10 protein-coding genes and 2 rRNA genes are annotated in these 13725 nt (G+C 47.5%); all 12 read left to right on the forward strand.

Annotated features, from left to right (window positions below):
* The first annotated feature begins 7 nt into the window (after window positions 1-7).
* The 12 genes from BQ5591_RS06655 (at window position 8) to BQ5591_RS06710 (ending at window position 13721) form a co-directional block, all read left to right on the forward strand.
* Window positions 8-2890: ribosomal RNA gene (locus BQ5591_RS06655) — 23S ribosomal RNA — on the forward strand.
* 76 nt (window positions 2891-2966) lie between these two features.
* Window positions 2967-3077: ribosomal RNA gene (gene rrf, locus BQ5591_RS06660) — 5S ribosomal RNA — on the forward strand.
* A 489-nt stretch (window positions 3078-3566) separates the two neighbouring features.
* Entirely contained in the window at window positions 3567-3824 is a 258-nt protein-coding gene (locus BQ5591_RS06665; protein ID WP_071148847.1) for a hypothetical protein, read from the forward strand.
* 360 nt (window positions 3825-4184) lie between these two features.
* Window positions 4185-5684: a 2-isopropylmalate synthase gene (locus BQ5591_RS06670; protein WP_071148848.1), complete on the forward strand. Its 1500-nt coding sequence runs from the start codon at window positions 4185-4187 to the stop codon at window positions 5682-5684.
* Window positions 5685-5751: 67 nt separating this feature from the next.
* Window positions 5752-7146: a 3-isopropylmalate dehydratase large subunit gene (gene leuC / locus BQ5591_RS06675; RefSeq protein ID WP_022162181.1), complete on the forward strand. Its 1395-nt coding sequence runs from the start codon at window positions 5752-5754 to the stop codon at window positions 7144-7146.
* 130 nt (window positions 7147-7276) lie between these two features.
* Window positions 7277-7876 (forward strand): 3-isopropylmalate dehydratase small subunit, encoded by a 600-nt coding sequence (gene leuD, locus BQ5591_RS06680; protein ID WP_022162180.1) that lies wholly within the window; start codon window positions 7277-7279, stop codon window positions 7874-7876.
* Between the two features lie 72 nt (window positions 7877-7948).
* Window positions 7949-9490, forward strand: a complete 1542-nt coding sequence (locus tag BQ5591_RS06685) for an alpha-isopropylmalate synthase regulatory domain-containing protein (protein ID WP_235817051.1) — start codon at window positions 7949-7951, stop codon at window positions 9488-9490.
* Between the two features lie 85 nt (window positions 9491-9575).
* Window positions 9576-9815, forward strand: coding sequence for a hypothetical protein (locus BQ5591_RS06690; protein ID WP_071148849.1), 240 nt, complete (start codon window positions 9576-9578; stop codon window positions 9813-9815).
* A gap of 5 nt (window positions 9816-9820) precedes the next feature.
* Window positions 9821-10882, forward strand: a complete 1062-nt coding sequence (gene leuB / locus BQ5591_RS06695; protein WP_022162177.1) for a 3-isopropylmalate dehydrogenase — start codon at window positions 9821-9823, stop codon at window positions 10880-10882.
* Window positions 10883-10892: 10 nt separating this feature from the next.
* Window positions 10893-11879, forward strand: a complete 987-nt coding sequence (locus BQ5591_RS06700; protein WP_022162176.1) for a cation diffusion facilitator family transporter — start codon at window positions 10893-10895, stop codon at window positions 11877-11879.
* A gap of 32 nt (window positions 11880-11911) precedes the next feature.
* Window positions 11912-12838, forward strand: a complete 927-nt coding sequence (gene cysK / locus BQ5591_RS06705) for a cysteine synthase A (protein WP_022162175.1) — start codon at window positions 11912-11914, stop codon at window positions 12836-12838.
* A 34-nt stretch (window positions 12839-12872) separates the two neighbouring features.
* Window positions 12873-13721 carry a tetratricopeptide repeat protein gene (locus BQ5591_RS06710; RefSeq protein WP_071148850.1) on the forward strand — a complete coding sequence of 283 codons (849 nt, stop codon included), beginning with the start codon at window positions 12873-12875 and terminating at the stop codon, window positions 13719-13721.
* The last annotated feature ends 4 nt before the right edge of the window (window positions 13722-13725 follow it).

Here is a 13725-nt window from a genome sequence, read left to right on the forward strand (position 1 = left end):
ATAAGACAAAAAAGTAAGCAAGGGCGCATGGCGGATGCCTTGGCTCTCGGAGGCGATGAAGGACGTGATAAGCTGCGATAAGCCGCGGGTAGGTGCAAATGACCTTTGATCCGCGGATTTCCGAATGGGACAACCCGGTATTCTGAAGGAATACCATCCATCCTTATGGTGGAGGCCAACGCAGGGAACTGAAACATCTTAGTACCTGCAGGAAAAGAAAATAAATAATGATTCCCCAAGTAGTGGCGAGCGAACGGGGAATAGCCCAAACCTGCCATGTTACGGCATGACAGGGGTTGTAGGACCACGTCGTTGCAAGAAATCTGACGAATGGAAGCTTCTGGAAAGTAGCACCGCAGACGGTGACAGTCCCGTACATGAAGTCAGACGAAGCATAGTGGTATCCTGAGTAGCGCGGAGCACGAGGAATTCTGCGTGAATCAGCCGGGACCATCCGGTAAGGCTAAATACTCCCGAGAGACCGATAGCGAACCAGTACCGTGAGGGAAAGGTGAAAAGCACTTCGAACAGAAGAGTGAAATAGTTCCTGAAACCGTGCGCCTACAAGCGGTCGGAGCACCTTTCGGTGTGACGGCGTGCCTTTTGCATAATGAACCTACGAGTTGTTATTTCCGGCAAGGTTAAGGGCCTTGAGGCCTGCAGCCGAAGCGAAAGCGAGTCTGAACAGGGCGGATAGTCGGAAGGAACAGACGCGAAACCAAGTGATCTACCCTTGGTCAGGTTGAAGGCTGGGTAACACCAGCTGGAGGACCGCACCAATAAGCGTTGAAAAGCTTCTGGATGAACTGAGGGTGGGGGTGAAAGGCTAATCAAACTTGGAGATAGCTCGTACTCCCCGAAATGCATTTAGGTGCAGCCTCGACTTATACTGGCATGAGGTAGAGCGACTGATAAGATGCGAGGGCTTCACCGCCTATCAAGTCTTGACAAACTCCGAATGCGTGCCAGTTCTATGTCGGGAGTGAGGGCATGGGTGCTAAGGTCCATGTCCTAAAGGAGAACAATCCGGACCAGCAGCTAAGGTCCCGAAATGAATACTGAGTTGAACTAACGAAGTCAGATTGCTAAGACAGCTAGGATGTTGGCTTGGAAGCAGCCATTCATTTAAAGAGTGCGTAACAGCTCACTAGTCGAGGAGTTTGGCGTGGATAATAATCGGGCATAAGTATTCTACCGAAGCTCTGGGATGTTTATACATCGGTAGGGGAGCATTCCACTCAGCGTTGAAGGCGTACCGTGAGGTATTCTGGAGCGTGTGGAAAAGCAAATGTAGGTATAAGTAACGATAAGGCAGGCGAGAAACCTGCCCGCCGAAAGACTAAGGTTTCCTGATCAACGCTAATCGGATCAGGGTAAGTCGGGTCCTAAGGCTCAGCCGAACGGCGACGCCGATGGCAGAAACGGTTAATATTCCGTTACTACCATGCAGGGTGACGCGGGGACGCAGGAGTGACACCACCGCCGGCTGACGGAATAGCCGGTTTAAGGGAGTAGATGTTGATTTCCGCAGGCAAATCCACGGAAAGAATCGAACCTGAAAGTATGACGCGTCCTTCGGGACAAGTCAATAGTGTGGGTAAACATACTGCCGAGAAAATCCGCTAAACATAACTTGTATGGTACCCGTACCGCAAACGGACACACGTAGTCGGGTTGAATATACTAAGGCGCTTGAGTGAATCACGGTTAAGGAACTAGGCAAACTGACCCTGTAACTTCGGGATAAAGGGTCCTCAATGCAAGTTGAGGCGCAGAGAATAGGTCCAGGCAACTGTTTAACAAAAACACAGGGCTGTGCAAAATTGAAAGATGAAGTATACAGCCTGACACCTGCCCGGTGCTGGAAGGTTAAGAGGAGACGTCATCGCAAGAGAAGCGTTGAATTGAAGCCCCAGTAAACGGCGGCCGTAACTATAACGGTCCTAAGGTAGCGAAATTCCTTGTCGGGTAAGTTCCGACCTGCACGAATGGTGTAATGATCCGGACGCTGTCTCAACCGTGAGCTCAGTGAAATTGTAGTATCGGTGAAGATGCCGATTACCCGCGATGGGACGAAAAGACCCCGTGAACCTTTACTATAGCTTAACATTGAATTTGGGCAACTGATGTGTAGGATAGGCCGGAGGCATCGAAGCGGTGACGCCAGTCATCGTGGAGCCGCTGTTGAAATACGGCCCTTTGGTTGTTTGAGTTCTAACTCCTGGATGGAGGACACTGTTTGGTGGGTAGTTTGACTGGGGTGGTCGCCTCCAAAAGCGTAACGGAGGCTTCTAAAGGTGCCCTCAGGACGATTGGTAACCGTCCGCAGAGTGTAATGGCATAAGGGCGCTTGACTGGGAGACATACAAGTCGATCAGGTAGGAAACTAGAGCATAGTGATCCGGTGTTTCTGTATGGAAAGGACATCGCTCAAAGGATAAAAGGTACTCCGGGGATAACAGGCTGATCCCTCCCAAGAGCTCATATCGACGGAGGGGTTTGGCACCTCGATGTCGGCTCGTCACATCCTGGGGCTGGAGAAGGTCCCAAGGGTTGGGCTGTTCGCCCATTAAAGTGGCACGCGAGCTGGGTTCAGAACGTCGTGAGACAGTTCGGTCTCTATCTATCGTGGGCGTATGAAATTTGCGTGGCTCTGACACTAGTACGAGAGGACCGTGTTGGACTGACCTCTGGTTTACCGGTTGTGCCGCCAGGTGCATTGCCGGGTATCTAAGTCGGGATTGGATAAGTGCTGAAAGCATCTAAGTACGAAGCCAGCCACAAGATTAGATTTCTTAGGGTCGTCAAAGACGATGACGTTGATAGGATGCAGGTGTAAAGGTGGCGACACCAAAGCCGAGCATTACTAATTGCCCGTTCACTTTTAGGTCTTGAATAGTAACAGCATAGTCGTTATATACGTTCAGAATTGAAAGTTTTACTTTCAGACATCATGTCGACCTTATTAAGGTGACTATAGCATCGGGGTTCCACCTCTTCCCATTCCGAACAGAGAAGTTAAGCCCGGTCACGCCGATGGTACTGCGTAACAGTGGGAGAGTAGGTAGTCGCCGTTTTAGTAGAAGCCCCTTCGGAGAGTTCCGGAGGGGCTTTTTTGTTTTCCCTCCGCATGCACGCAGGAACTCTCCTTTTCTTTCAGGTACGGATGCCACGGAAAGACACGGGGAAGGCCGCGCCTGAAAACAATATATACCGCATGTCTTTCTTTTGAATTGTGCTTTCCAAATACGCTAACTGTGCCGTTCCAGTGCACTGCCTGCTGCACTGTTAGTGCACCAACTGTTGCACTGCGAGTGCACTGACTACTGCACTGTGAGTGCAATAACTGGTGCACTCGCTGAGGATAACTGGGGAGTTTTAGAAGGACAGTAGGAAAGTGCATAAAATCCATATAGATGTACGCCAAGATATGATAAGTTTGTCGAATCTTGATGAGAAAGCTGTTTAAACTTAGGGTTATGATAGATGCTTTTTGTTGCACTGTGCTTTTTTATTGTATTTGCGGAGTATATAAGCATATTATTAATTAAAAAAAGATTCGATTTATGAAGACTAAATTATTTTTGGCTGCTGTATTGGTGTTTTCGTTAACCATTATATCTTGTGGAAATAAGAAAAATGCTGCAACAGTTTCTGATACAACAGAACAAGTATGCGACTCCGCTTGCTGTAAAACTGCTAATGAGGCTTGTTGTGCAGGTGATAGTGTATGCAGTGGAACTTGCGATAATAAATGTTCGGGCAACTGTGAGAAAGCAGAATGCCCTAAAAAGAATTGTGATAGTAACTGTGCCAACAAATAATTGTAGGTATAGTATATAATATAAGAAGGCGCATCTTTTATATAGATGTGCCTTTTTGTATTATATTACTAGAATTTATTGCCAACAGGTTATAAAATGTCGTTTTTTAATTGAAAAAGTAACAAATTTGTTTGCTTGCTACGAAATATTCTATACCTTTGCAACGTTTAAAAGATAGAAGAAAATGATTCAGAACTTTACATATATTCTGCTGTGTGGTATTATTATTCTGCTAGGAAGATGTAGCGGAAGTGAGTGTCGTGCGTGAATATATGTAAGTTGAAGATATATAAAGCCTTTCTCACTTCCTTGTGTGAAAGGCTTTTTTTATGTACATAACTTATAAATACAATAAACAAGATGAGTGACAGATTATTTATTTTCGACACGACGCTCCGCGATGGTGAGCAGGTTCCGGGATGCCAGTTGAACACGGTGGAAAAGATTCAGGTAGCAAAGCAACTGGAATTGTTGGGAGTTGACGTGATTGAGGCCGGTTTCCCTATTTCAAGTCCGGGAGACTTTAATTCGGTGATTGAGATTTCAAAAGCTGTGACATGGCCTACTATTTGCGCATTGACACGTGCTGTACAGAAAGATATTGATGTAGCTGCCGAAGCTTTGAAATATGCCAAGCGCAAACGTATCCATACTGGTATCGGAACTTCAGATTCGCATATCAAATACAAATTCAATTCCAATCGTGAAGAGATAATCGAGCGGGCAGTAGCAGCAGTGAAATATGCGCGCCGTTTTGTAGACGATGTGGAATTTTATGCAGAGGATGCCGGTCGTACGGAAAATGAATATCTGGCTCGTGTTATTGAAGCGGTTATCAAAGCTGGAGCTACGGTAGTGAATATTCCTGATACAACAGGATATTGCCTGCCATCGGAGTATGGGGCAAAGATAAAGTACCTGATGGAGCATGTGGACGGTATTCACAATGCTATTATATCGACTCATTGTCATAACGACCTCGGAATGGCTACTGCTAATACCATGGCTGGCGTGCTGAACGGTGCCCGTCAGGTGGAGGTTACTATCAACGGTATTGGCGAACGTGCCGGAAACACGTCGCTCGAAGAAGTAGCCATGATTATCAAGTGCCATAAAGACATAGATATTGAGACGAACATCAATACTCAAAAAATATATCCGACAAGCCGTATGGTTTCCAGCCTGATGAACATGCCCGTGCAGCCTAACAAGGCTATTGTAGGTAGGAATGCTTTTGCGCATTCTTCGGGTATTCATCAGGACGGCGTGCTGAAGAATGTACAGACTTATGAAATCATCGATCCGCACGACGTCGGCATTGATGATAACTCTATTGTCCTGACAGCCCGTAGCGGACGTGCTGCATTAAAGAACCGTCTGGAAGTACTGGGAGTAAAACTCGATCAGGAAAAGTTGGATAAGGTTTATGAGGACTTCCTGAAGCTGGCCGATAAGAAAAAGGACATCAACGATGATGATATTCTGGTACTTGCCGGTGCTGACCGTTCGCACAATCACCGTATCAAACTGGAGTATCTGCAAGTGACCAGTGGTGTCGGTGTACGTTCGGTAGCCAGCCTTGGCCTGAACATTTCGGGCGAGAAGTTTGAAGCTGCGGCCAGTGGAAACGGTCCGGTAGATGCTGCCATTAAGGCGTTGAAGAAGATTATAGACCGCCAGATGACATTGAAGGAATTCACAATTCAGGCCATCAGTAAGGGCAGCGATGATATGGGTAAGGTTCACATGCAGGTAGAATATGATAACCGTGTTTATTACGGTTTCGGTGCCAATACCGATATCATTGCAGCATCTGTCGAGGCCTACATCGACTGTATCAATAAATTCAAGTTGGATTGATCTATACCTTATATATTATATAACTTTCTCTTAAGCAATTGATTTGTATAAATAACTGTTTTAGAAAATGAATACACTGTTTGATAAAATCTGGGACGCCCACGTGGTACAGAAAGTGGAGGACGGCCCTACACAACTCTATATTGACCGCCTTTATTGCCACGAAGTGACCAGTCCGCAGGCTTTCGAAGGGCTGCGTGCACGCGGACTCCGCTGTTTCCGCCCTGAGAAGATATTCTGTATGCCCGATCATAATACTCCGACACACGACCAGGACAAGCCTATCGAAGATCCTGTTTCGCGTACACAAGTCGATACTTTGGCCCGTAATGCCGAAGAATTCGGACTGACACATTTTGGCATGATGAATCCTAAGAATGGTATTATTCACGTAGTAGGTCCCGAACGTGGTCTGACCTTACCGGGCATGACGATTGTATGTGGCGACTCGCATACTTCGACTCACGGAGCAATGGGTGCGGTAGCTTTTGGTATCGGTACCAGTGAAGTCGAGATGGTTATGGCTTCACAGTGCATTCTTCAGACTCGTCCGAAGACAATGCGCATTACTGTAGACGGACAATTGGGCAAGGGTGTGACAGCCAAAGATCTGGCCCTCTACATGATGTCGAAGATGACGACCAGCGGAGCTACGGGCTATTTTGTAGAATATGCCGGTGAGGCCGTACGCAGTCTGACAATGGAAGGCCGACTGACGCTGTGCAACCTTTCGATCGAGATGGGTGCACGTGGTGGTATGGTAGCCCCCGATGAAGTGACATTTGCCTATATAAAAGGTAGAGAATATGCACCGAAAGGCGAAGCATGGGATAAGGCTGTAGCTTATTGGAAAACATTGAAGAGTGACGACAATGCCGTATTCGACAAAGAAGTACGTTTCGATGCAGCCGACATTGAACCTATGATTACTTACGGAACCAATCCCGGTATGGGAATGGGCATTACACAGCACATTCCTACTACAGAAGGTATGGGCGAGGCTGCTCAGGCATCGTTCAGAAAGTCGCTCGACTATATGGGTTTCCAGCCGGGCGAACAGTTGCTGGGCAAACAGATTGATTATGTATTCTTAGGAGCATGTACCAATGGCCGCATCGAGGACTTCCGTGCTTTTGCCTCCATCGTAAAGGGACGGAAAAAGGCTTCGCACGTAGTAGCGTGGCTGGTGCCCGGTTCGTGGATGGTCGATGCACAGATACGCGAAGAAGGTTTGGACAAAGTACTTGCCGAGGCCGGTTTCGAGATCCGTCAGCCCGGTTGTTCGGCTTGTCTGGCAATGAACGATGATAAAGTGCCCGCAGGTAAGTATGCAGTATCTACTTCGAATCGTAACTTTGAAGGACGTCAGGGACCCGGTTCACGCACGTTGCTGGCCAGTCCGCTGACTGCTGCCGCTGCTGCTGTGACGGGTGTGATAACCGATCCGCGAGAACTTTTATAAATGAAGAATGAAGAATTAAGAATGAAGAATTTCCTCTGTGTGCAGCATATAGCGGATGTTTGTTCTTTGTTCTTGGTTCTTCATTCCTGAAAATTCTTAATTATTCATTCTTAATTCTTCATTCATCAAGATGAAACAGAAATTCAACATCATAACTTCTACCTGCGTACCTCTTCCATTGGAGAACGTAGATACAGACCAGATTATTCCTGCCCGTTTTCTTAAAGCCACTACCCGCGAGGAAAAGTTCTTTGGCGACAACCTTTTCCGTGACTGGCGTTACAATGCCGACGGAACTTTGAATAAGGATTTCGTGCTGAATAATCCTACTTACAGTGGTTGTATTCTTGTGGCCGGAAAGAATTTCGGTTCCGGTTCTAGTCGCGAACATGCTGCCTGGGCCATTGCCGGATATGGTTTCCGTGTAGTCATTTCCAGTTTCTTTGCCGATATTCATAAGAATAACGAACTGAACAACTTCGTATTGCCTGTAGTAGTAAGTGAAAGCTTCTTGCAGGAACTTTTCGACAGTATTGCTGCCAATCCGAAGGCTGAAGTCGAAGTAAATCTGCCAGCCCAGACCGTAACCAACAAGGTGACAGGCCGTAGCGAAACTTTCGAAATCAATGCTTACAAGAAGCATTGTCTGATGAACGGACTGGATGACATCGATTTCCTTGTAGAGAACAAAGGGAAGATAGAAGAGTACGAATCGAAAGTACGCGGATGACACTGATTTTACGAGATGACCACAGGTTGTTTATGCGTTGTGTCATCTGTATGCTATAATAACTGACAAATAATGAATCATCCAAAAATAGAAATAATGGACACCACACTGCGCGATGGCGAACAGACCAGCGGTGTATCTTTCGTGCCTCATGAAAAGCTGATGATTGCTCGTCTGCTGTTGGAGGAACTGAAGGTAGACCGCGTGGAGATAGCTTCAGCCCGTGTGTCCGACGGCGAGGCCAATGCCGTACGCATGATATGCGACTGGGCAGCACGTCGGGGCTTGTTGCAGCGTGTCGAAGTGCTTGGTTTTGTGGACGGGCATGCTTCTGTGGACTGGATACATGCTACTGGTTGTCGTGTTATCAACCTGTTGTGCAAAGGCTCGATGAAACATTGCACCTACCAGTTGAAAAAGACACCCGAAGAACATATTGCCGATATTCATGCTGTAGTCGATTACGCAGAGTCGCTTGATATGGAGGTGAATGTCTATCTGGAGGATTGGAGTAATGGAATGAAAGATTCGCCCGATTATGTTTTTCAGCTGATGGATGCATTGACTGGTACGGGTATTCGCCGTTTCATGTTGCCCGATACGTTGGGTATCCTCAATCCGTTGCAAGTGATTGAATACATGCGCAAGATGAAGAAGCGTTATCCGCAGGCACACTTTGACTTTCATGCTCATAACGATTACGATTTGGCCGTTTCCAATGTTCTGGCAGCAGTGTTAAGTGGTTGTCGCGGTTTGCACACAACAATCAATGGTTTGGGCGAACGGGCAGGAAATGCACCGCTGGCCAGTGTACAGGCCATTCTGAAAGACCACTTCAACGCCGTGACAGGTATCGATGAAAGCCGTCTGAACGAGGTTAGCCGCGTGGTAGAGTCGTACTCCGGCATTGCTATTCCTGCCAACAAACCTATTGTGGGCGAAAACGTCTTTACGCAGGTAGCGGGAGTTCATGCCGATGGTGATAACAAACGTAATCTCTACTATAATGACCTTCTGCCCGAACGCTTTGGCCGTCGTCGTGAGTATGCTTTAGGCAAGAATTCCGGTAAGGCCAATATCCGTAAGAATCTGGAAGATCTGGGACTGCAACTGGACGAGGAATCCATGCGCAAGGTTACCGAACGCATCATCGAACTGGGCGATAAGAAAGAACTTGTCACGCAAGAAGACTTGCCCTACATTGTTTCCGACGTCCTGAAACACGATGTCCGTACCGAGCGTGTCAAACTGAAGAGTTACATCGTCAATCTGGCTTATGGTCTCAAACCGATGGCTACCATTAAGGTGGAAATCAACGGACAGGAGTACGAGGAAAACAGTAGCGGTGACGGTCAGTACGATGCTTTTGTCCGTGCCTTGCGTAAAGTATATAAAGGCACGTTGGGACGGCGTTTCCCCATGCTGACCAATTATGCTGTCAGCATTCCGCCCGGAGGACGTACCGACGCTTTCGTGCAGACAGTCATCACATGGAGCTTCGATGACAAAGTTTTCCGTACCCGCGGTCTTGATGCCGATCAGACGGAAGCTGCTATCAAGGCTACGATGAAGATGCTGAACATGATAGAAGACGAATACGAAAACAAAAATTAGCGTTGCGAAGTACTCTATCTTGTCGGGACTTTAGTATCTTTGGCTTTTGTACAGGTTTTGCAGCTAATAGAAATCGAAAGAAGTGATGAGAAAGATTGTATTGAAGCCTTGGCAACTTTATGTGCTGATATTCATTCTGGTGCTGGGTATCAACGTCGGTTTACGTTGGCTCAGTCCCGATAAGGAATGGAAAGACGGTAATTTGCTGGTGAATCTTGTGGTGTCAGCTTTGCTGACGTGCGGTTTCATTGCAGGCGACCGTCGGCTCCGTAAGAATAGAAAATACAAAGATAAAGTGAAAGAATTACTGAAAAATAACGAATAAACAATATGGAACTGAAAGTAGCAGTATTGGCCGGTGACGGTATCGGCCCCGAAATATCCGCCGTAGGTGTGGATGTAATGACCGCCGTTTGCGAGAAGTTTGGTCACAAGGTGACGTATGAATATGCCATTTGTGGTGCACATGCTATCGACGAAGTGGGCGATCCCTTCCCCGAAGATACCTATAATATATGTAAGAATGCCGATGCTGTACTTTTTTCGGCAGTAGGCGATCCTAAGTTCGATAATGATCCTACGGCCAAAGTGCGCCCAGAACAAGGACTGCTGGCCATGCGCAAGAAACTGGGACTCTTTGCCAACATTCGTCCCGTACAGACTTTCAAATGTTTGCTTCATAAGTCGCCTCTGCGTGCCGAGCTGGTTGAAGGAGCTGACTTCCTCTGCATCCGTGAACTGACGGGCGGTATGTATTTCGGCGAGAAGTATCAGGATAATGACAAGGCATGGGATACGAACTATTACACTCGTCCCGAGATTGAACGTATCCTTCGCGTAGGTTTCGAATATGCCATGAAGCGTCGCAAGCATCTTACTGTGGTCGACAAGGCTAATGTTCTGGCTTCTTCCCGCCTTTGGCGTCAGATTGCTCAGGAGATGGCTCCGCAATACCCCGAAGTAACGACCGACTACATGTTTGTAGACAATGCAGCCATGAAGATGATTCAGGAACCACGTTTCTTCGATGTGATGGTGACCGAGAATACTTTTGGCGACATCCTGACCGATGAAGGTTCTGTGATCAGTGGTTCGATGGGTTTGTTGCCTTCCGCTTCAACGGGAGAGAGCACACCGGTATTCGAACCCATCCATGGTTCGTGGCCACAGGCCAAAGGATTGAACATTGCCAATCCGCTGGCTCAGGTACTGTCTGTGGCTATGCTTTTCGAATATTTTGATTTGAAAGAAGAAGGCGCCCTTATCCGTCGTGCCGTTGATGCTTCGCTCGATGCCAATGTTCGTACCCCCGAAATTCAGGTAGAAGGTGGTGCCAAGTATGGTACAAAAGAAGTAGGTGCCTGGCTGGTGGATTATTTGAAGAAGGCTTGATGTAAGTCCGATGAAAGAAGAAGTTTTGAAACAGAGAGTGCAGCAGAAGATTCTGCTCCTCTCTTTTCTGATTCTTGTAGGGAAGTTCGTTGCTTATTGGCTGACAGATTCTGTCGGTATTCTGACCGATGCTCTTGAAAGTATTGTTAATGTTGCGGCGGGTGCCATGAGCTTGTATGCACTCTATTGGTCGGCTCGTCCTAAAGACAAGAGTCATCCTTTTGGTCACGGAAAGGTTGAGTTACTTTCGGCCTCGGTAGAAGGCATCATGATCAGTATGGCCGGGCTGATGATTATTTACGAAGGTATCAAACGGCTGTTCTTTCCGGTAGAAGTACAGCGGCTCGATATTGGTATTATCATTGTAGCACTTTCGGGTTTGCTGAATTATGCGATGGGATGGTACAGTATCCGTACAGGAAAGCGTTATTCATCTGTTGCACTGGTGGCAGGCGGCAAGCATTTGCAGTCGGATACCTATTCTACTATTGGGTTGGTAGCTGGTTTGTTGCTGCTGCATTTCACGCACATCATGTGGATAGATAGTGCGCTGGCATTACTTTTCGGATGTATTATCATTTTTACCGGCATATCTATTTTACGTAAGACTACTGCCAACTTGCTTGATAAAGCCGATGAAGAATTGTTGCAACAGCTGGCCGAAACTCTCAACGAGAAGCGTGGTCCTGAATGGATAGATATTCACAATACCAAAGTCATTAAGTATGGAAGTTTTCTGTATATGGATTGTGACCTTACCATACCTTGGTACTATACAATAGAAGAAGGACACAAATCGGGCGACCGGCTGAAGGCTGCCCTTGAGGAGCGTTTTGCTGACCGCATTCAGTTGACTGTCCATCTGGATCCTTGCAATATCTTTGACCGTTCGCGTTGCGATTGCTGTCCGTTGGAGTGCAAATACCGAAAAGAGGCTTTTAAACAATTGGAGACTATCAGTTTTACCTCTTTTGTGCGGTTGGAAAAGGAAGACTGATATTAAAATAAAATGAGATAATTAGTTGTGATATGCAGAAGATAGCAAAGAACCTTATCGACCTTGTAGGACATACGCGGCTTATGGAATTGTCAGCATACAGCCGTCTGCATGGTTTGTCTTGCCCGCTTGTGGCAAAACTTGAAATGTTTAATCCTTCGGGCAGTGTCAAGGCACGTACGGCATTGGCTATGATTGAAGATGCCGAGAAACGGGGTGTGCTGAAACCCGGTGCAACCCTGATTGAACCTACCAGCGGAAATACCGGTATTGGCCTTGCCATGGTAGCTACCATCAAAGGGTATCGGCTGGTGCTGACCATGCCCGAAACCATGAGTCTGGAACGTCGTAACCTGCTGAAAGCACTTGGAGCGGAAATTGTGCTGACACCGGGTGCCGAAGGTATGGCGGGCTCCATTGCCAAAGCCGAGGCATTGCGCGATGCTACGCCCGGTGCCGTTATTCTTCAACAGTTTGATAATCCGTCGAACGCTGCCGTACATGAATGTACGACCGGCGAAGAAGTGTGGGCCGATACGGACGGAAAGGTCGATGTCTTCGTGGCAGGAGTCGGGACGGGAGGTACAGTCAGCGGAGTAGCCCGTGCGTTGAAGAAACATAATCCTCGGGTTCGTGTAGTAGCTGTCGAACCGGCTGCATCGCCTGTACTCGAAGGCGGTAAGCCAGGCCCACATCGCCTTCAAGGGATCGGTGCTAATTTCATACCGGGCAATTACGACGCTTCTGTCATAGATGAGGTTATTCCAGTGGCCGATGACGATGCTTTCCGTGCATCCCGCGAGCTGGCTGCTACCGAAGGACTGCTTGCCGGTATCTCTTCGGGTGCTGCGCTTCACGCCGCCAGTGTTTTGGCAAATCGGCCCGAGATGAAAGATAAATGTATTGTTGTACTTTTGCCCGATACAGGCGAACGCTATATGTCATCAGGGCTGTATTGATTTGTTTTTTCCCCTACTATTCCTTCTTTGACTTATGAAAAAAATTACGTTTTCTTTTCTTCTGGCAGCTTTCTTTATTCTTCCGGCTGCGGCGCAGACTTATAACGAATTGTGCGAGCGTGCGGTGGCAGCGACCGAACAGGACAGTCTTCAGCAGGCTGAGTCATACATCCGTCAGGCATTGCAGCTCGAACCTGCCAATCCGCATAATGCCTTGCTGTTTTCCAATCTGGGTACTATTCAGCGCCGGCAACACCGGTATGAACTGGCTTTGGAGTCTTATCGGATGGCATTGAACATCGCACCTATGTCCATTCCTATTTTGATGAATCATGCTACGCTTGCTTTGGAACTGGGGCAAGACGATAAAGCCCGTGCCGATTATTCTCAGGTTCTGGAGTTTGATCCGCACAATCGTGAGGCTTTGTTGATGCGTGCATATATCTACATGCAGCAGCGAAGCTATAAGTTGGCCCGTCAGGATTACGATACTTTACTGAAGGTGGAACCGCAAAGTTACAGTGGTCGGTTGGGATTGGCCACACTCTGTCAGCGCGACACTAAGTATGATGAAGCCTTGATGGTGCTCGATGGAATGCTGGCCGATAAGGGTGGGGCGACACCTTATACACTGCATGAACTGGCTGTTATCTATGTGGCCCGTGCCGGTGTGGAGCTGGATATGCTGAAAAGCGATCTGGCTATGCTTGATTTGGAGAAAGCTATTCAGCTCGACCCCAGCCAGGCCGAAGCCTATCTGATGCGTGGGCGTATTTATCTGCTTCAGAAGAAGAAGGCTCAGGCTAAACAAGATTTTGAAAAAGCAGTTTCGTTGGGAGTTCCTCAAAGCGAAGTCCGCGACTTGATGCGCCAGAGCAAATAAAGCG

Source organism: Bacteroides ndongoniae, assembly GCF_900108345.1.
GTDB lineage: Bacteria > Bacteroidota > Bacteroidia > Bacteroidales > Bacteroidaceae > Bacteroides > Bacteroides ndongoniae.